Source organism: Marinobacter sp. M1C, assembly GCF_023314135.1.
Lineage (GTDB): Bacteria > Pseudomonadota > Gammaproteobacteria > Pseudomonadales > Oleiphilaceae > Marinobacter.
The window spans coordinates 1,217,866-1,237,994 of the sequence record NZ_CP092289.1 but is presented as its reverse complement, the minus strand read 5'-3'; the positions used below and the strand labels follow the sequence as shown (position 1 = coordinate 1,237,994).

The window sequence follows — 20,129 nt, the reverse complement described above, 5'->3', positions numbered from 1 at the left end:
TTAGCCGTTTTTTAAAAATCCCGGGTATAGAAAATGTCCAGCGAGGCCGCCAGACCGCTGGCGGCCTCAAGATAAAAATAACGCCCTAAATCGTACCGCAGGGCCACCGTGGTCACCGGCTCAAAAATGCCCACGCCGTAACGAATGCTGAGTTCGTCGGTCAGATAACCGCTGGCCACAACCGCGGTCTGGTCTCCGCTGCCCTGGGCTTCAAGGGTCAAATCACGAATGCCAAACTCTGCGCCCAGCGCGCCGGTAATCTTGTTGGCCTGGTTCAAACCCAATGACAGCGCTGCGCGACTCATTTGGCCGTCGTCCTGCTGGCTTTGCGGGGCCCGACCCAGAATCAGGTACGACAGCACATCGGTTTGCGGCATCTCCGGGCTGGAAAACACCTCGGTCTCAGGCGACTGCACCGGGCCCTTCAACCGCAGCCCTGCGACGACCGACCCTACCGTGCGCACAGCTTCCAGTTCCAGATAAGGCTGGCTCAGGTTGCCTACAAACAGCAACTGGGCTTTACGCAGGGTCAAATCCTGGCCATAAGCCTCAAAGCGACCGTTGTTGAGCCGCAACGTGCCGCGGGTATCCATATTGTTGCCAATGCGCAGGGTGCCGCTGAGATCCCCCGTCGCGCCGAACGCCGCAAACGTGACCTTGTCATCGGGGCTGCCTACGTTCACCACCACGTCCATCATTAACGAGCGAATCACCGGCTCGGGTTTTTCAACCCCCACAATCACTTCGTCATCAGACACCGATACGGCCCGCGGCGGCAGCCCCCGGATTTCGATAGCTCCACGGGGCACGTCAACACGGCCGTTGACCAACAATTCCCCGCCGGAAAAGGCGATGGTCAAGTCCGGCGCTACTTCCAGCTCGGCGTAAGGCTCAATGTTGATGGGCAGGCGCTCGCCGCGCAAAGACACACTGCCGCTGGGCAAGTCGCTTTGCCAGTCAAGCTCGCCCTGAAGCACCAGCTCGCTGCGTTCATTGGCTCGAATCAAACCGTTAATATTGGCGTTGTAGCCCAGCATTTCAACGGTAACGTTGATTTGCTCCATGGCCAGGGGCAGACGTGGGTCAATCACCCGGCCGTCAGACAGGGTTAATTCGCCATTCACCGCGGGCCGCATTAGCGGCCCAGACAGCTCACCCCGGCCGTTAATCTGGCCGGATACCTCTTCCAGCCCAGTGAAAATACCCAACAGCGCGATGTCCATACCGCTGAGCTGGAAGTCGCCGCTAAGGGTGCGCTCGGACGTAGCCGGGTCAATGCTCAGGTCTGCTTTTAGTGATCCCAGTTTCGGCCCGGCCAACGCCAACATTAACTGCGCCTCAGACGGCTGCAACGCCAAGCGGGTAGACAATGCGCTATGGCGCAGGGTTTCCCAGTCGCCATCTAGCAGAATTTCGAAGTCACCCGCGCCGGCATCCAGCTCAATCGCGCCGCTAGGGCCTCCGGCGCCCATGGAAAAATCGATGCTGCCATTGATATTAGCCTGCCAGCGCAGATTTTCCGGCAACAATGGCGCCAGCGCCTTCGCCGGCAAGTTAATGATGCGGTATTGAACATCTGCCACCGGCAGCAGGGTCTGGTCGCCGGCGCACAAGGCGCTTTGTTGCCACTGCCAGCAATGTTCGGCAACGGTCAGTAGAGGCTCGGCGCCGCCTGTCGCGGCCTTGAAAAACAGGGCTGCGGGCTGGCGCAGCTGCCAGCGTTGGTCCTGCCCGGTTACCAGCACCTCACCGCGGCTGAGCTCGCCTTGCCATTGTTGCCAATGCTCACCCGCCGCACCCGCCAGCGCCAAGCGAACTTCAACCTCGCGGTGAATCATCTCCAGAACCAGCTCATGATTCTGGCGCGTGCCATCCAGCGTTGCGTCCACCCGCTCAACGGTCTGGCCACCGGCTTCAATACCTCGGGCTTGAAGCCGGCTGCGGATTGCCCCCGCCGCATCAAGGCTGGCGCTGAGTTCCATCTCTGCGAGTTGCAGCTGGTCTTCCCAGGCCAAAGCCGTTGCTGAAATCCGAATATCCGCCTGGGGCTGCTGTACCGTGCCCTTTAAGGTTAAACGGGCACTGGCCTGCCCACGCAGACTTTCCAGAATCGCTTCCGGCTCAGGCAAATTCAGATCCAGCTCGGCCAGTAATTGCTGACCCCACTGCCCTTTGCCGACCAAAGTGTTATCGCCAATAACGGCATTTAATTCAGGCACCTGCCAGAGCCCGTCTGCGGCACTGGCTTTAACCTTTATACGGGTGGTTTGCCCACGCCACAAACCAGCAAGATCTACCTCTGCCGACATCTCCGGCATGCTCGCTGATTCTGGCCACTGGCCACTGGAACGAATGCTGCCATCCAGACTGGCCTGCAATTGCGGCACCCAATAACCCGGGTTGAATTTCTGCATCTCCAACGTAGCCTGCCACGATAGTGGCTGCGCCAGGCCAACGTTGGCATTACCCGTTAAAGTGCCCGCGCCGGTTTGCACCTGTAAGCGGGAAATAGTGAGTTGCTGCAGATCGCCCTCAAGTTCCGACTCCAAGCTGGTATCTCCGGCAGGGCCGCCGGCAGTAGCCGCCAACGTGGCGGTGTAGCGTTGGTCTTGCCAGTTTGCACGCAGCTTCAAGGTATCAATGTTGACCGGGGGTTCCTGCATATCCGGCAGCAACGTGTGCCAGGGAAAGGCGTTCATGGTTAGATTGGCATCGGCGGCCAGCTCGGGCAGCCAAGTTGCGCTGCCGGTCAGCGCCAAGATTCCGTCGCGCCCGGCGTTGTCTGCAGCCAGTATCAGCTCAATATTGTCGGCGCCCTGAGTGGTCACTTTTCCAGCCAGGTTAAGCTCAACTGGGCCGGTGGTACCGGGCAAAGTAGCTTGGGCGTTAGTTTCAAAACCGTCGGCTAAAGAACCCTGCAGCGCCAGTTTCAGGCTGTTCAGCGTGAGTGTTGGTGGTAAAGAGGGGGCTGCCAAAAATGCATCGGAACGAATGTTCAGGCTAGCGGGCAGGTCTGCCTGAAGGAGCTCAACACGGCCATCCAGAATTGCGTCGAGGTAACCCTGACTGCTGCCGCTAACGCGCAGGTCGCGCACGCTGCCAGCCAAAGCCAAGTCTATATTCCAGTGATCCCCCGAGGGCGGTGGTAACGACGCACTGAGCTCAAGATCAATCGGCCAGTCGCCGCGGGTTTGAACACGCCCGGATGCGGTTACCTGAATGTCGTCAAGCTGATAAAACGCCCGGTCTATCAACCAACTTTCACCGGCGCCGCCGGCATCCAATTCTACCGTGTCCCAGACTTTGTTGCCGTTAACGAAAAACTCTCCCAGGCGAATCTGGTCAGCACGAATACCCAACGGCAGACCAATGTCGGGCAGCTGGATGTCCGATCTGGGGCCATCGCCTTCGTCGGCAGACGGCTGCAGGTTCAGCTCTATGGCTTGCACCCGTAGATAGTCCACACACAGCCGCTTTTGCAGCAAGCACTGCGGCGACCACTGCAAATCCGGCGCCTGCAATTGCAAATCAACGCCATAACCGCGCCAGTTTAAGGATGTGGCCTGCCAGCGGCCTAACAACGAGCCCTGCCCGGCTTGCACTTCCAGCCCGGGGATCTGTTCAATAACCCAGGCCGTGCCGGTTTCCGATCGCAGCGCCAGCAGCACAAAAGTCAACAGCAAAAGCGGCAAGAGCAGTAGGATGGCAGCCACAATGAGCACCCAAAACCACCAGCGCCGGTGCCGCGGTTTTTTCGTGGCTGCGGATTTGGTTGGCGGCTGTTGCCGTTCTTGACTCTGGTCTGTACTCACAATTCCGGCCCCATGGAAAAGTGTATGCGCCAGCCACCGCCGAATTCCGGGTTCAGGCCCTTGGCAAGATCCAGCCGCAGCGGCCCTACCGGGCTTATCCAGCGCACACCAACGCCCGCACCGGTGGCCAGTGGGTCAAGCAGATTATTAACGGCGTTGCCGTGGTCGACAAATAGCGCAGCACGCCAATTATTAACAAACTCGTACTGGTACTCAACGCTGCCAGCAATCAGATAGCGCCCGCCTTCGGTGGCGTTGTTGGCGTTTAGTGGCGACAGGGTTTCATAGCCGTAACCACGCACACTCTGGTCACCACCGGCAAAAAACCGTAACGACGGCGGCACATCCGTGAAGCTGTTAGTCGCTAAGCCGCCGATTTGGAAACGCGCCAGAAAACGGTGCTTGTACGCCAGGGTAGTCAAACCCTTGGCGGAAGCCTTTATGTGTAGAATGTCGGCGGTAGAAAGCAAGGCACGGTGAGCACCGCTGATGTCAAAGCGCAGGTTGTAGCCTTGCGAAGGATCCAGCGCCGAGTCCTGAACCAGCCGGGAATAACCCGCGCCTGGCAACAGCAGGCTACTGATATCGGATTCGTCATCGTTACCGATGGTATAGCGCTCTCCCTCCCAGCGCAGCGACAAAATCTGTAACCAGTCGGTTTCAAACCGGTGCTGCCACTGCATGCCCAAGGTGGCCAGCTCCGATTGAACATCTTCGATGTCTTCACGCTGCAAACCGCCACCGAAACGCAGGCGGTCGGTCATTGGAGGGTCCAGCGGGATTTCATACCAGGCGCTGACGCTTTGTCGCAGCTGCGCGAGTTCGGTGTCGGCACCACGACTGTGACCCTGCGGGTTTACCCAGTGCTCGCGCCAGTTACCACGGAAACGCGGCCCTACGTCGGTCGAGAAACCCACGCCGGTAGACAAGGAGCGACGCTCCCGACGGGTGAGCTCAACCCGAACCGGAATGACGCCGTCTTCCGCACTCTCTGGCACGGCGTCAATATTAACCCCGGCAAAATAACCGCTTGCGGACAGGTTGCTGCTTAGCTTGGCAATTTCATCGGCGTGATAGGGGGTGCCCGGCTCAAAACTGACAAACTTGTCCAGAAGTTCTAACTCAAACCAGTGGCCTTCGGCAAAGGCAACCTCGCCCAGGCGATAGCGCTCACCGCTGTCATACGCTAGCGCAATGTCGGCTTCGAGGGTTTGCGGGTTTACGATCAGTGCATGAGTGGTCAGTTTGCCGTCAAAATAACCGCGGCGGCGGGCACGGGTAGGGAAAGTGTCACGCAGGGCGTTGTATTCGCCATGATTAAGCACGTCGCCCAACGCCGGCTTGGCCGGCAGGTTGCCACTAAATTTGGAGTCTTCTGCCCCCGGCCCGCTAATATCGATTTGCCGTGTTTTCACCCGCACCGGCTCACCAGGCACGATGGTTAGAAGCAGGCGTGGCTGATTGTCAGCGGCATCGGCATCGCCCGGCTCCAGCTTCCAGCTGATCTCTGGGTTGTAATAACCCAGTGCCTGCAGCGCTTCGCTGACCTGACTTATCGCGGTAGAGGCATAACGCCTCAGATTGCTGGCGCTGCGCCCTTCCACATCGCCAATAAACGCTTCGGCGTTATCCTGCAATTGCGGATAATCGCCCTGCACCTGTACTTTCACCTGCTGGCCCAAAGCCGGCATTGACACGCCAACCAGTGCGAGCATTGCAAGCCCGGTGCGCCGCAGGCAGGCCCGAATTGTTTGTGATGCCATGGAGTGAATTCTGTTCTTAGGCCGCCAGGGGTCTATGTAACCTGGTGTGCCTGAAATTTTATAAGATGCCGCAGTGTAGCTTACCCACTGCTGGCAAGTCGTTTAGCCACCTAAAATGCGCTAACCTTGGCGGGCAACCGTCTTTAAAACGATCACAAGTTACCAGCCGGACCTCTTTCATCATGTTAAATATAAACCGTCAAAAACTCAGATCCAGCCATGAGTTTATCTGGTTTCTGCTGGATTTTCTGATGCTGGGCCTGCTGATGGCGAATATGGCCTTCATCATCTGGGATTCGATTTACAGCTTTGTCGCCATTCAAAATACCTTGAAAGAAATCTTCCCGGCACTGCAAGCGGCTTATCAGCCGATTCACGAAAACTTTATTTTTTACGACCTACTATTTGTAGCGGTGTTCCTGACGGAATTTTTTGTCCGCTGGGTTCACGCGGTGAAAACTCGCGAATACGGCCGCTGGTACTTCTACCCGTTCATTCACTGGTACGACCTGGTGGGCTGTATACCGGTTGGCGGCTTCCGTATTTTACGCTTGCTGCGCGTGATCTCGATTGTGCACCGGTTGCACCGCTACGGCATCGTTGATGTTACCCAGAATCGGGCTTATCAGTTCATCAACTTCTATTACGAAGCGTTCATGGAAGAGCTTTCAGACCGTATCGTGCTAAAAGTCATCAGTGGCATTCAATACGAAGCCGGCCGGGGTTCTCCGCTGGTGAGCCGAATTCAACAGCAGGTGCTGTATCCGCGACGGCAAATGATCAGTAACTGGCTGTCTGCCCGGGTTGCAAAAGCCGCTGCAGAAAGCTATGTGCCAAATCGCGGTGCCCTGCGCAACTATCTGGAAACCCGGGTTGACCACGCTCTGCAGCAAAACATCGAACTGTCGCGCTTGAAGCTGTTACCGGTGGTTGGTGGAACCATCGCCCGCACCCTGGAAGACTCGGTGGGGGATATTGTCGCTAACATTGTTCATCAGATTCTGGAAGACCTGGCCTCAAGCGCCAATCACGCATTTATCGGCGACTTGGTGGCAGCTGTGTTGCCAAACAGCGAATCAGCGCGCAAAGGGCACCAGGCCAACCAGGCGCTGATAGAGATGATTCAGGAAATTCTGGAAGCCGTCAAAACGCAAGTGAAAGTCAAACGCTGGCGCGAAAACCTACCGTGATAATAAGGGCCAAACCCGGGTGCCAATAAGAACACCCAGGCTTGCTGCTCTTTTGTTCTAACGTTAGAGTCACTATTCAGTAATTCTGTGACCCAAACCTGTAGGTCCGCTGTTATAATAAATAAGTCTAATCAACAATAAGTTAGCGTTTACGCCTGCTGCCTATTTTCTTTAATTTCACAATTTCTGGATGGACATGTCACCGCAGAAACCCGCCGAATCAGAAAAAAAGCGGTTACAGCAAACCGGATCCATTCAACCCCAGGGTGTGTTACTGGCACTCGATAGCCAATTCTTCATCCAGTACTGCAGTGAAAACGTCGGTGAATTGCTGCAATTACCTTACGCCGCAGTACTCGGGCGCAATTTCAACGAGTTCGCCAACGCCGCCGACATTGAACAGATACGCAGCCTGAAAGGCCTCGGCGACTGGCGCTCTTCAGTCGTGCTGAATCTGCACATGCGCCGGGGCAACAACTGGTTGAACTGCAACGCAGCGGTCTCTTATGACAACCACCACTGGCTGGTAGAACTGGAACTGCAGGTTCAGGCCGAGGATAAGAGCGCGCTTTTCGATCAGGTTTTTATACCCACACGGGACCTGCTGTGGCATCTTAACCGCGAGCAGGACCTACACAGTTACACCCAGAAAGTGGCAGAACTGGTGCGCCAGGTGACCGGTTACGAGCGGGTGATGATGTATCAGTTCGATCACAACCGGGATGGCGAAGTAATCGCAGAAAGCCGTTCAGCGCAAATGAACAGCTATCTGGGAAACCGTTTTCTGGCGTCGGATATTCCAGCCCAGACCCGGGCGCTTAATAGCCAAAACCTGACGTCGGTGACAGCCAACAGAAAGTGCGCCACGGTGCCTGTGCATGGCGCCCCGGATATCGGTACCGACCAGTCTCTGGACATGACCTGTTCGGCATACCGTTCGCTGCCACGGGCTCACCTGGAATATTTGGGCAATATGGGTGTAGCAGCTGCTCTGACCATTTCACTGACCCAGAATGGCAGGCTGTGGGGCATGCTGACGTGTCATCACACCACCCCGAAAAATGTAACCCTGCGGGAGCGGGAGCTGTACGAATTTATCGGCAGAACAATTTCCATCAAGTTGCCGGATTTACAGCGCCATGAGCAGCAACCGGTTACCAGCCAAACCTTTCTGGACCAGACGTCTGAAGCCGTGGTTATTGCCGGTGCCGATGGACGGATCCAGTCCGTTAACCGCTCGTTCTGTGAAATTACCGGTTACACCTCGCAGGAAGCGATAGGACATAACCCTTCGATTCTGCAATCAGGGATTCACACGGCTCATTTTTATGATGAGTTGTGGCGCTCCCTGAGCGAAAAAGACCGTTGGAAAGGTGAAATCTGGAACCGCCGCAAAAATGGCGAGGTTTACCCTCAGCTGGGCAGCATTTCCATAGTCCGTAACGACGACGGCAGTATTCGCAACTATGTGGCGGTTTTTTCCGACGTATCCAAAGCCAAAGAAGCCGAAAATAATCTGTTTTTTGCTCAGAACCATGACCCGCTTACGGGCTTGCCCAACCGTCAGTACTGCCTGGACAAAGTCAGCCATGTGATTACGGAAAGAGCTCAGGCTGTAACGGGAGTGGCCGTTGTGTTTCTGGACATTGACCGATTCAAGCTGCTCAACGATGCGCGGGGCCATCACACCGGTGATAACTTTCTGCGAGCGGTCGCCCAGCGCCTGACCGAAGCTTGCCCAAAAAATGGCCTGTTGTGCCGCTGGGGCGCCGATGAGTTTGTGCTGGTACTGAAGCAGGTCACAAACCGTGACGGCATTGCGGTTATAGTGCAGACGCTATTCAATGCGCTAGCCAAACCACTGAAGCTGGAAGGCCATGAACTGATTCCCTCCGCTTGCGTGGGCATAAGTTTCTACCCCGAAGATGCCACCGACGCCCAGGGGCTAATGCAAGCCGCAGAAACCGCGTTGTATCTTGCCAAGGAACGCGGGCCATCCAGCATTGAGCTGTTTACACCGTTGCTGGCCGAGCGCCTGCAACGTAAATTCGAGGTGGCCAGCGAGCTTCGCCGGGCAATTCAAAATGACGAACTGACGTTGAATTATCAACCTCAGGTAGATTGCAAGACTGCGGCACTGCTCGGGGTTGAAGCGCTGGTGCGTTGGCAGCATCCGGTGAACGGGTTGATGTCACCCGCCACGTTTATTCCGTTGGCCGAAGAGCTTGGGTTAATCGGGTTACTGGGCGACTGGGTACTCGAAAAAGCCATGGCTCAAATGGCCCGCTGGCGCGACCAAGGCCACCCTGTTCCGCAGGTGGCGGTGAACATTGCGCCACAGCAACTGGTGCTAGGTTTCGCCGACCATATCCGCGACCTGCTAGCCAAACATCAATTGCCAGCAAGTATGCTGGAACTCGAGATTACCGAAGGCGCTCTGGAGCGGGATGACAGCATCATCGGGTTGTTACAGGCGCTGCGGGACATGGGCGTTCTGTTGGCCATCGACGATTTTGGCACCGGCTATTCGTCCCTGGCCCATATCAAGCACCTGCCGGTAACCTGCCTCAAAATTGACAAGGTGTTTATAGACGACTTGCCAGACGACGCCTATGACGTGGCCATTATCCAAACCGTTTTGGCTTTGGGCCACAGCCTTGGCTTTAGGGTGCTGGCCGAAGGGGTGGAAACCGAAGAACAGTTCCTGTTCCTGGTGGAACAGGGCATCGACACTATCCAAGGTTACTATCTCAGTAAGCCCATGGAGGCCAGCGCCCTGGAGCAGTGGATCATAGATCGCGATAAGGGCTAAGGATTGAAAATAAAAAATACCCTACAAACGCCACAAGAATCGAATCGACCGACGGAATACCGGTCAGCGTAAACCAGCCGTTCACCGTACAGAACCCTACAAATGAAGCCGCACCCCAAGCCACGAACGTCATCGGCTTAATGGCCGAATCCATTTCCAGACGGGTTTCGTCATAGCCCTTGCGGCGATTAATCAGGTAATCGGCAATGTAGATGCCGCAGATGGGCGGTGTGGTGATTCCCAGGAACAAAAGGAACGGAATAAACCAGGCCATAATGTCCATGCTGCCGACCACCGCAGCCAGAATACCCAGCGCTACGGTAATCTTCCATTTCTTGAAAGCGCTGAACAAAGTAGACACCACCAGCGTGCCTTGGAACATATTACCGGCGTTGCCGGTAATGCAGGCGAAAATCAGCAGTATGGTGGCCGGCAGCGTGGTGCTGATAATTGCCATTGCGGCCAGCAGTGAACCCTGTGACGTGATGGAGCCAGGCACCGCGCCTACCAGGAACAATATCGGATAGGCCAGGCCAAAGGTGAGCACACCGGCAATGATGGCATGCTTGCGGTTATGCACAAAAGCGCCAAAGTCTGGCGATGTGGCCACCAGCACAATTATGGTACCAACGATGGACGACACCGCCGCGCCAAAGCTCAGATCACTGATCTTCTCTGCGATGGCTGGCGGCACCGAGCTGGTCAACGCCAGGTAAAGAATAAAGAGCATCAACAAAGCAATAATTGGCACCGCAAACTTTGCCACCTTGCCCAGCACTTCAAAGCCAAACGCGGTGGACGCCACGAAAATCACGCAGCCAAAGGCGACAAACACCGGCAGTGGCAAGTCCAGACCAAATTGCTGCGCAAACAGGTTTTGAGCGCTCTGGCCAAAGGTGTTGGCAGTAACAGCAATCCATCCGAACAGGCTGATCGCCATCACGATATTGATGGCGATGGCGCCTTTACGGCCAAATGAAAATTTGACGATGCCATAAGTAGGTATGCGCGCGCGCTCACCTATCGATATATTGATGGCCGCCAATACCGCCAGAATCAGACTTCCGACCGCAATCGCCACCGCCGCTTTGCCTAAGGTAAGCTGGCTGCCAAGGCTGGACGACGCCAGCAACACAGGAGTGGCCAGTATGCCCAAAAGAATGATGGCCACCTGAAAGCCAGAGGCCGTATTGGTTGAGGTGTCCGCTGCTCTGCTCATGTTTACTTACCTTCTGTGTAGTTGCGCCAGCCGCCGGTTTCGGTGATTTCACGCTGCCCGTCTACCAGCCAGGGTTCGCCCAGAACGCCCAGCACTTCGCTGCCGTCTTCAAGCTTTACCTTACCGATGGACAGACCTGCCGGCTCGTTGCTGAGCACGGTGGCAAACGCCGCCAGTGGTAACTCCCAGACTTCCAGTTCTACCTGGCTGCCAGGCTCTATGGTGCGAATCATTGCTGGGTGATCATCGTTGATGGACCACAGGCGGTAGTGGCCGTCGGTTTTATCTTCGCGCACAAAAACGCCGCCGGCATTGGTCAGGTTCGGATTCAATTTCAGGCCGCGCATCAAGGTGCCGTTCACGGCCAGCAAGGTGGTATCAGTCATTAGATTGCTCCGAAGAATGGTTTGAAATCCAGGTGCCGGTATGGCCGCCAATAGCTTGCATCAGGGTGCTGGCCTTGGTGATCAGGCCTTTACCTTGCGGGTTGCCCTGCAAAAACTGTAGCAAAGCGTCTACTTTTGGCTTCATTGAGCCTTCACCGAACTGACCCTGTTCGCTGAGCGCGCGGGCTTCGGAAGGCGTCAGATTGTCTAACCATTGCTCGTTAGGCTGACCAAAGTTAATGGCTACTTTTTCTACACCGGTGGGAATAATCAGCATGTCTGCGCCCAACTCACTGGCCAGCAACGCCGAAGACACGTCTTTATCAATCACCGCTTCTACGCCGTGCAAATTGCCCTCGGCGTCGCGCTCAACCGGAATGCCGCCACCACCACAGGCAATCACCAGCGAGCCGCAGTCCAGTAAGGTGCGGATGCTTTCTATTTCAATAATTTCCTGAGGCTGGGGGCTGGCCACACAGCGCCGCCAACCACGGCCGGAATCTTCCATAATGGTCCAGCCCAGTTCGGCGGCACACTGCTCGGCCACTTCTTTTTTCATGAAAGCGCCAATAGGTTTGTTCGGTTTGGCAAACGCCGGATCCTGACGGCTAACCCGGGTTTGGGTCACTAGGGTGACCACCGGGCGCTGCAGATTGCGGCGCTGCAATTCGTTCATTAACGCTTTCTGGAACATGTAACCTATGGCGCCCTGGGTGTCCCCCACAGCGTAATCCACCGGTACCGGGTCTACCTCGTGAGCTGCCAGCTCCGAGCGGCGTAAAATAAAGCCAACCTGGGGGCCGTTGCCGTGGGTAAGCACCAGTGACCAGCCCTGCTCGATCAAATCCACCAGATACTTTGCGCTGTTACTGACCGTCTGGTACTGGTCGTTTATTGAGCAACGGGCGTCATCATCAATCAGGGCGTTGCCACCAAAGGCGACAATCGCAAGTGGTTTGTTGGTCATGGTGTTCTCCTAGTGGCCTAGCTGCCGAGCCAGTTCGCTTAAGCCATCCACAAAGCACTGCATGGGGGCGGTGGTAATGCCGGCGCCAATCTGGCCCACGCCGGCTTTCTTGTGGGCAATGCCGGTGTTGATGATGGGTAGAATGGAGCTGTCCACCACTTTGCGCGCGTCTATACCCGCAGCGGTGGGTGCAAAATTCAGCGCTGGCAGGGTGAAGGCCGGGTTGCCGCCCAGGGTAATGCGCTGCATGGAACGGCTGTTTTGGGTCGCATCGGCGGGGGTGCCACCTACAAACTTAACAATGGCCGGCGAAGACGCCATGGCAAAACCGCCCACGCCCGCGGTTTCAGTGATCGCGCTGTCGCCCAGATCCGCTGCCGCATCCTCTACCCCGTAGCCGGGGAAGAACAGACCGTTTACCGGGTTGGCCGGCGCCTGAAACCAGGTGTCACCGGTGCCAGACAGGCGAATACCAAAGTTCACGCCGTTACGCGCCATCACCGTCACCATGGTGCTGTGGGGCACGCCTTCGGCGGCTTTGAGCATGCTCTTGCACGCAGCCATCGACAGGTTCAGGAAGAAGTGATCATTAGCGGTGATAAAGCTCACCACCCGCTGAATCTGGTCAGCCGGTAAGGCCGTGCGCAACAGAGCCGGCAGCAGTTGCTTCAACAGCAGGCCGGTAGCAGCGATGTTGCGGTTATGCACCTCATCACCCATGTGCAGGGCCTGAGCCATAATCGGCTTTAGCTCGATGGGGCCAGATTCGGCCAGCATCGCTTTCATGGCATCTGCCAGTTCCGTACCCATCCACTGCAAGCGTTCAATCACTTCGGCACCGTTGGCACCAAAGCGCAGCACCTTACCCAGCCCTTCGTTAAAGTTGCAGAACACGCGCTGATGGTTTTCGGCGTTTTCAATAACCCACAGCGGCATGGAGCGGCTGATAATGCCGGCCATAGGGGCAACGGCATCGTAGTGGTGGCAAGGTTCAAAACTCACCTCGCCCTGTTGGATCAGCGCTTCCGCCTGCTCCAGAGTGTCTGCCCACTGCTCGTACAAAATGGCGCCGAGAATGGCGCCCTGCACCGGGCCACACATATCCGGCCAGGCAATGGGGGGGCCTGCGTGCAGAATGCGTTTGTGCTCGGCCAATGCCGGAATAGCATCGCCCGCGCGCATCACGTCAACCAACATGGGCTGGGCGGTCAAATACTGCTCCATGGCCTGTTGATTGGCGGCTTCAATTTCTGGTTGGTTCAACAAGTTCGCCAACACCATACCGCCGGCGCGGTCGCCGCCGCCGGGTGGCTGCCAACTCAGCGCAACGGCGGTACCACCGGCGCGGGTAATATTGTCGGCAAAACTCTGCAAACCGGCGTTAAGAACCGTCAGTTGCTGTGTAAAGAGTGCGTTCACTGTGCTCACCTTTCAGCTAAAAAATGGAAACAGGGCAAAACAACCTTAAAGCCCGGAAACAATGCGGGCCGCCAGGTGTGCCGCATCGGCGTTACTGTCTGCCAATTGCACGCCCGCATCGGTCAACGCCTGTTGAATCTGCTGCCGCGACTGCGGATCAGCATCTGTGCCACACACGTGGGCAATCATCACCGGCGGCGCTGCCTGCTGTTGCGCCTGTTCAATCACCGTCAGCAAATCCGTCAACGGTTGTTCAGAAGCGCCGTAGCCCAACACCAGATCGAACAGCAACACAGCCGTTTGCGGGTCTTGGGCCTCTTGCAACAAGCGCTGATTGCGCAGCGTTGGGTCAATCATCGGGTGCGGCCGGCCCTGGGTGAAGTCGTCATCACCCAAGTCAATAATGGTGTGGCCCTGGCTGTGCCAGAGGTCTGCCAGCGGGCTGTTGCCTTTCGATGGCGTATTGGAAAATGCCTGAATGCCGTAACCGGAGGCGATGATTTGCGCTTCGTAGCAGAAGGTGCCGCCAGCAAATACGCCGCGAATATAGCGCTGCTGGGGATTTAAACGGCTGGCCAGACCTGCCGCTTGATGCTTGTCGGATTCGCTGCTTTGCCGGGCTTCGGGAACAGGCTGCTTGCGGTAAAGAGCGACGGCCACTTCGGCCGAGTGGGCCAGGGAGTCAGCAAAAAACACGCCCTCAGGATTCACATTCGGGCTGCCCTGCCCCAGAAAGTTCACCACCACCGGTTTGGCGATGGCGGCTGCCCGGGCCAGAATCTTATCGGCAATGGCCTGCGCGGGCGGCTTGGAAATCAACACAATGACGTCGGTTTGCGAGTCGTCTGCCAGCGCTTGCAGGCCGTGCAACATAGACAGCCCACCCACATCCTGATGCAAATCGTGGCCGCCAGTACCCAGCGCCTGAGACACACCTTCACCGAGCTGGTGAATGCGACAGGTCGCTTCCTGCAGGCCAGTGCCGGAAGCGGCTACCACGCCTATAGCGCCGCGGCGAACCACATTGGCAAAGCCCAGAGGAACGCCATTAACAATGGCGGTACCGCAATCCGGGCCCATCACCATCAGGTTTTTTTCGACCGCCAACAGCTTGATAACGCGTTCGTCAGCGATCGACACGTTATCGCTGAACATCATCACGTTCATGCCGAGGTTCAGTGCCTTGATGGCTTCGGCGGTGGCGTATTCGCCAGGCACTGAAATCAGCGCCAGATTGGCCTCTGGATGCTGTTCCAGACCCAAGGCAAAACTGGTCAGCGGCTGTGCCGCGGAGTCGCCAGTTCCGCTGTCGTCCGGCTTGGCTGTCAAAGCCTCTTCGGCTGCAGTAATGGCTTGCTCACAAGCCTCGGCATCACCCTGAACGGCGATGACCAGATCATTGGGTTTAGCAACAATACCTTCGCCAAAACCGGCGTCGGCAATGCGCGCCAGGTTGGCTTCGGTACCCATGACCACCGAAGCGCCTTGAATTCCTTCCATCTTGTCCAGGCGGGAGGAGATCTGCATCAGCGATACCGAATCCTGATACAAGTTTTTAAATACTTTGTGTTGCGTTGCCATAAAAAACCCCGTTCTTTGAAAGTCTTAATGCACTAACCTTTTTTTAAATCTAGTGCGGTAGTAGCTGCCCGATGGCGTAAACAATGCCGGCGCTGGTGTCTGCGCCAGAACTGGCGCCAATCGCCAAGGTGGCGCTCAGAGCCTGCTGCACCTGTGTGGCGTCTGCGGTCTGTAACAGGTGGAAGACCAGCCGTTGCACCGGTTGCGAAAAATGACCGGCCAGGGCCAGTTGCAAATAATGGGCACTGACCGAAGTGGTCTGGTAGGCGTTGAACAACCCCGGGGCCGCCAGGCGCTGAACAACCTGATCGGCCTGGGGCCACAGCGGACGCAGGCCATGGGCCGCCGCCAATACACCCAACAGAAAATCATCACCCGCTGGCGTCAGGCCGCAACCTTTGCCAAGGTTGTCAAACAGCGCTTCCGGAATTGCACCAAGGCGCTCTGGCACAGCCAACCCAGACAGTTTCAGATAGTCGTCCAAAGCCGTTACGGGTTGGCCCGTCTCCTTGCCGAGGTGGCCCAGCAGCGCTTGCTCGACCGCCTGCAAATTACGCTTTAGCAACGGGTGATCAAGTTGACTGAGCGCAGGTTCGGGCTGCCAGCTAAGAGCCGCCAAGGTGTTTATCTGCACCCTGCGTGACGGTTTAAAACGAATAATGCCACCACGCATAAAAGCGCCGTCGCCCACCTGCAGTTTTGCCGTCAGATTGCCCACTGCACCCAAGCTGCATTGAAAGCTGGTGGGTGTTGCCGGCAAAGAACTGTCCAGCACCGATACCCAAGGCGTCTGGCGCAGGCTGGTGGCGATATTCACCGACCTGGCAAACACGCTATGTACCTGGCCATCAAACGACTGGCTGGGGCACAGATATCCGCGACTATGGGCGACGATCATCCCGTTAACCTACTTCAGGCCAGCGATGATGTTGTCAGCAGTGGTTACCCAGCCACAAATAGCGCCCTGAGCCTTGATCATTTCCAGCGCGTATTTCTGGAACTCGGGGAAATAGGATCCAGTGCAGTCTTCAGGAATGATGCACTCGTAACCGCGATCATTGGCTTCACGTACGGTGGTGTTCACGCACACTTCGGTGGTCACGCCACACACGATCAGCGTTTTGATATTGCGGCTTTGCAGAATCAGGTGCAGGTCGGTCTGATAGAACGCGCCCTTGCCCGGCTTGTCGATAATGGGCTCACCGGCGATAGGGTACAGCTCGGGAATAATATCGTGGCCGCCTTCGCCGCGAATCAGAATGCGGCCTTTCGGGCCTTTTTCACCAATAAAAGTTTTGCCGCCGCGGGTCAGTTTTGCCGGTGGGCAGTCGGTCAGATCCGGCCGGTGGCCTTCGCGGGTGTGTATGACCATCAGGCCGTTATCACGGGCGGCTTGCAGAACGCGGCTGCAGGGTTCGATAGCCGTACGCACCAGCGATACATCGTTACCCAGGGCTTCACCAAATCCGCCGGGTTCAACAAAGTCACGCTGCATGTCGATCACGACCAGAGCGGTGGTTTGCGGATCAAAATCCAGGGCAAACGGATCGGCTTGGAATGTTTTCATCATGATTATGTCCCTTCGTTAGTGGGCAAACTCTACGCATAACAGTGAGCATACCGACGATACTAGACCCACGAGCGAAGCAGCAACAGTGAGTAAAGTTGAGGGAATAAATCAGTTTTTTTGATGCGTTAATGGAACTCGCGAAATATTTTGCGGGGAGGCCTTAAAAATCAAAAACCGACTTCGGAGAGACCTTGAACAAAGGCATTGATCGAATTTTTTGATGAGTGATTTTGACTTTTCGCCCCGATGCCAGGGCGAAAAGTTGACTTCAGTCACAAGCAGATTAAGAGCACCAGCGCACCCGGTTTTCAGGCCGGGTCAGATAATGAATACACCATTGTAAAACCGGGCTCTCGCGATTTGCATGCCAGGCATAAAACAACTGAGTCGGCTGTTTGTGTTCAACAATGGCTTTTTTCAGCACCCGGCCTTCATCCAGCCATTGGCGAATGCGGTGATGAGGCACATAACCAATGCCCAAGCCGCTCTCGATCATGTTAATGGCGGTGGTCAGTTCCGGTGCATAAATGATCTTCTGGCCTACCAGCGACCAAGTATCCTGGGGTGAAATGTGAAGTGACGTATCTTTCACGACTATGGCCGGGTAAGCGCGCAGAACTTCCGCGGTTAACACCTCGGTGTGCCAGGCCAGCGGATGCTGCCGTGCAACCACAAAATCCCAGTCAATATTGCCGATGGACTGGCAAACAATACCTTCCATTTTCGGTGCGGCGTGGGGCGCACCAATTACCAAATCTGCTCGCCGGTCGTAAAGCGTGTCCCAACAACCGTTATACACCTCGGTTTTCACGCTCACCTGGGTAGCCGGAAACTGCTTGTCGAGCTGGCCGACAAAATCCACCAAGCCTTCTCGATTGATAATGTTGTTAATAGCCACTGAAAACGACACGTCCGTTCCCGCGCTAATCATCGCGGTGTTGCGCACCAGCTCTTCGTAGGAATCCACCATCCACTGGCTTTGCTCGATAAAATACTGCCCGGCAGCGGTCAGTTTGGCCTGGCGCCCGCTGCGGTCAAACAACGGGAAGCCCAATTCTTCCTCCAGTTTTTTGACGGTGTAGCTGACCGCTGACGGCACCCGATTAAGGCGCTCCGCGGCCACCGCAAAGCTGCCGGATTTGGCAATAACGTGAAGAGTAGTCAGGGCGTCTCGGGAAAATGACATGAAGGCTATCGCGTTGTTGAACATAATCATCCTGGTCGCGCAGGATGAATGGGCGTTTGAGGAAATCGCCGACAGCGACCACAGAGTTTGTGGGGAATTTTCCTCGGCGTTCCCCTACTATAACGCGAGGTGGCCCGGCATATCTTCCCCGGCCCGGTGGCCATCGTAAAATCCGCTCTGGAGTGAAGCCTGATCATGGTCAAAAAGCAGCAGGTAATCGTTATTGGCCTCGGCGTATTTGGCACCACCGTGGCCCAGGAAATGACGCGGTTAGGCCACGATGTTCTGGGCCTGGACATTGACGAACAGCGGGTAGACCGCCTTGCGCAAGACATTACTCACGCGGTTATCGCCGATGTCACCGATGAAAGTGCGCTAATTGAACTGAACGCTGGCAACTACGACGTTGGGGTTGTGGCGATTGGGCGCAACGCCGAAGCCACCATGCTGGCCACCTTGCAATTGCACGAACTGGGCGTCAAAAAAATATGGGCAAAAGCGTTGAGCCTGCAGCACCACCGGATTCTGGAACGGCTGGGAGCCACCCGGGTTATCTCGCCCGAACACGAAATGGGCGTGCGCATTTCCCAGGAGCTGAACTATCCCATGGTGCACGATTACCTGAGCCTGGGTGATGACTATTTTGTGGTGGAGTTCCAAACCACCAAAGACCTGATTGGCAAAACTGTGGGTGATCTGATCGGCAACTTGCCCGTCAGCGCCCTGGTCGCCAAACGGATGAAAACCGCCCACACCCATCCAGATACAAGCTGGGATATACAAAGTGGCGATCGCCTCGTGCTGGGCGGCCAACTAAACGACTTACGCGCGCTGATTCATCGGCTATGAAGTCAAAACTACTGGATTTACTCGTACAACGCAGCGCCACCATGGGCTCGCAAAAAAAGCGCCAGATCAACCCGCCGCGATTGCTGCTAGAATCATTTCTGGTTCTGATTGGCTTGGGTGCCTGCCTGCTAAAACTCCCGCTGGCCACCGAGGCGCCCATCAGTTGGTTAGAGGCCGCCTTCACCGCAACGTCTGCGGTTACCGTTACCGGGCTGGCCGTAGTAGATACCGGCAGCGAGTTCACGCTGTTTGGCCAAGTGGTTATTTTAATCCTGATTCAGCTCGGCGGATTGGGTTTGATGACGTTTGCCGTATTAACCGCATTGGCGCTTGGGTTCCGCATGCGCCTAAGCCATCAAGTGGTGGTGAAAGAAGCCTTTAACGAAGTGTCACTGCAAACCGCCAAGCGGGCAGGAGCCTCTATTGCCCTGTTCGCGCTGACCGCGGAGCTCATCGGTGTCGCGGTGTTAAGCATTTTCTTCGTACCCAAATTTGGCTGGACAGAGGGTTTGTATCAGGCCCTTTTTTATACCATTTCCGCGTTCAACAACGCCGGATTTGCGCTGTCGCCAGATAGCTTGTCAGCGTATGTGGGGCACGCAGGCATCAGTCTGACGGTTACCGCGCTGTTTATCACCGGCGGGCTGGGTTACATCGTGGTTATGGAAGTGATCGAGAAACGGCGCTGGTCGAGGCTGTCGGTATACGTAAAAATAATTCTGGGCGCCACTTTGCTGCTCAACCTGCTGGCCACCATCGCCATACTGTTGCTGGAATACGGCAACCCCGCAACCCTGGGCGCTCTTGACGGTTTTAGCGACAAACTGCTGGCCGCCTGGTTCCAAGGCACTGCCCCGCGCACCGCAGGCTTCAACACGCTGGATATAGGCGCCCTTACAGCGGGCACAAGCACGTTGATGTTGGTGCTAATGTTCATTGGTGGCGCGCCAAACTCCACCGCCAGCGGTATAAAAATTTCCACCTTTGTGATTCTGCTGGCCGCCACCCGTTCGTTTCTGCGGGGCAATCTGAACGTGAGCTTCTTCCGCCGCTCCCTGCACCAGGAAACCGTATTGAAGGCACTGGCTGCGGTCACCATCGGAATGATTACCGTGTTCTTTGCGGTACTGGCTCTCGCTATAATAGTAGACGACGACTTTTTAGACATTGCCTTCGAGGCCGTATCGGCCTTTGGCACCGTTGGTTTGTCACGCGGCACCACTGCCGAACTTGGCAGCGCAGGCCAACTGGTGATTATGGCAGTGATGCTGATTGGTCGCCTGGGGCCGCTAACCCTGGGGTACACCCTAACGGTCCGGCGTAAATCTCACGTGCGTTATGCGACTACCGAGTTTCCAGTGGGCTGACATTACAT

The 20,129-nt window shown here is 56.3% G+C and carries 14 protein-coding genes; 4 read left to right on the top strand and 10 right to left on the bottom strand.

Annotation, left to right across the window (positions count from 1 at the left end; all coding sequences use genetic code 11):
• Positions 1 to 11: 11 nt before the first annotated feature.
• A complete protein-coding gene (locus MIH19_RS06030) occupies positions 12 to 3,713 on the bottom strand; it encodes a translocation/assembly module TamB domain-containing protein (RefSeq protein ID WP_249008003.1) in 3,702 nt (1,233 codons plus the stop codon).
• A 95-nt stretch (positions 3,714 to 3,808) separates the two neighbouring features.
• Positions 3,809 to 5,575 (bottom strand): autotransporter assembly complex family protein, encoded by a 1,767-nt coding sequence (locus MIH19_RS06025; RefSeq protein ID WP_249008002.1) that lies wholly within the window; start codon positions 5,573 to 5,575, stop codon positions 3,809 to 3,811.
• Between the two features lie 182 nt (positions 5,576 to 5,757).
• Between MIH19_RS06025 and MIH19_RS06020 the strand changes: the two genes are divergently transcribed.
• Both MIH19_RS06020 and MIH19_RS06015 read left to right on the top strand, forming a co-directional pair.
• Entirely contained in the window at positions 5,758 to 6,765 is a 1,008-nt protein-coding gene (locus tag MIH19_RS06020; protein ID WP_249008001.1) for a hypothetical protein, read from the top strand.
• 196 nt (positions 6,766 to 6,961) lie between these two features.
• Positions 6,962 to 9,577, top strand: coding sequence for an EAL domain-containing protein (locus tag MIH19_RS06015; RefSeq protein ID WP_249008000.1), 2,616 nt, complete (start codon positions 6,962 to 6,964; stop codon positions 9,575 to 9,577).
• Here MIH19_RS06015 and MIH19_RS06010 read toward each other — a convergent pair.
• The 8 genes from MIH19_RS06010 to MIH19_RS05975 form a co-directional block, all read right to left on the bottom strand.
• The gene (locus MIH19_RS06010; RefSeq protein WP_249007999.1) at positions 9,555 to 10,796 is read right to left on the bottom strand and encodes a cytosine permease; all 1,242 of its coding nucleotides are present in this window, start codon (positions 10,794 to 10,796) and stop codon (positions 9,555 to 9,557) included. The genes MIH19_RS06015 and MIH19_RS06010 overlap by 23 nt on opposite strands.
• Before the next feature lie 2 nt (positions 10,797 to 10,798).
• Positions 10,799 to 11,182 carry a hypothetical protein gene (locus MIH19_RS06005; RefSeq protein WP_249007998.1) on the bottom strand — a complete coding sequence of 128 codons (384 nt, stop codon included), beginning with the start codon at positions 11,180 to 11,182 and terminating at the stop codon, positions 10,799 to 10,801.
• Positions 11,175 to 12,149: a carbamate kinase gene (gene arcC / locus MIH19_RS06000; RefSeq protein ID WP_249007997.1), complete on the bottom strand. Its 975-nt coding sequence runs from the start codon at positions 12,147 to 12,149 to the stop codon at positions 11,175 to 11,177. Before arcC ends, MIH19_RS06005 begins: the two co-directional genes overlap by 8 nt.
• A 9-nt stretch (positions 12,150 to 12,158) precedes the next feature.
• Positions 12,159 to 13,568, bottom strand: coding sequence for a DUF1116 domain-containing protein (locus tag MIH19_RS05995; protein WP_249007996.1), 1,410 nt, complete (start codon positions 13,566 to 13,568; stop codon positions 12,159 to 12,161).
• Positions 13,569 to 13,613: 45 nt separating this feature from the next.
• Positions 13,614 to 15,149: an acyl-CoA synthetase FdrA gene (gene fdrA, locus MIH19_RS05990; protein ID WP_249007995.1), complete on the bottom strand. Its 1,536-nt coding sequence runs from the start codon at positions 15,147 to 15,149 to the stop codon at positions 13,614 to 13,616.
• Positions 15,150 to 15,198: 49 nt separating this feature from the next.
• On the bottom strand, positions 15,199 to 16,047 hold the full coding sequence (locus tag MIH19_RS05985) for a DUF2877 domain-containing protein (RefSeq protein ID WP_249007994.1): 849 nt from the start codon (positions 16,045 to 16,047) through the stop codon (positions 15,199 to 15,201).
• Positions 16,048 to 16,056: 9 nt separating this feature from the next.
• On the bottom strand, positions 16,057 to 16,716 hold the full coding sequence (locus MIH19_RS05980) for a cysteine hydrolase (RefSeq protein ID WP_249008954.1): 660 nt from the start codon (positions 16,714 to 16,716) through the stop codon (positions 16,057 to 16,059).
• A gap of 286 nt (positions 16,717 to 17,002) precedes the next feature.
• The gene (locus MIH19_RS05975; RefSeq protein WP_249007993.1) at positions 17,003 to 17,929 is read right to left on the bottom strand and encodes a LysR substrate-binding domain-containing protein; all 927 of its coding nucleotides are present in this window, start codon (positions 17,927 to 17,929) and stop codon (positions 17,003 to 17,005) included.
• A gap of 171 nt (positions 17,930 to 18,100) precedes the next feature.
• Here MIH19_RS05975 and MIH19_RS05970 point away from each other — a divergent pair, with 171 nt between their 5' ends.
• Together MIH19_RS05970 and MIH19_RS05965 are read left to right on the top strand one after the other, a co-directional pair.
• Entirely contained in the window at positions 18,101 to 18,754 is a 654-nt protein-coding gene (locus tag MIH19_RS05970) for an NAD-binding protein (RefSeq protein WP_249007992.1), read from the top strand.
• A complete protein-coding gene (locus tag MIH19_RS05965; protein WP_249007991.1) occupies positions 18,751 to 20,121 on the top strand; it encodes a TrkH family potassium uptake protein in 1,371 nt (456 codons plus the stop codon). Before MIH19_RS05970 ends, MIH19_RS05965 begins: the two co-directional genes overlap by 4 nt.
• Positions 20,122 to 20,129 lie beyond the last annotated feature (8 nt).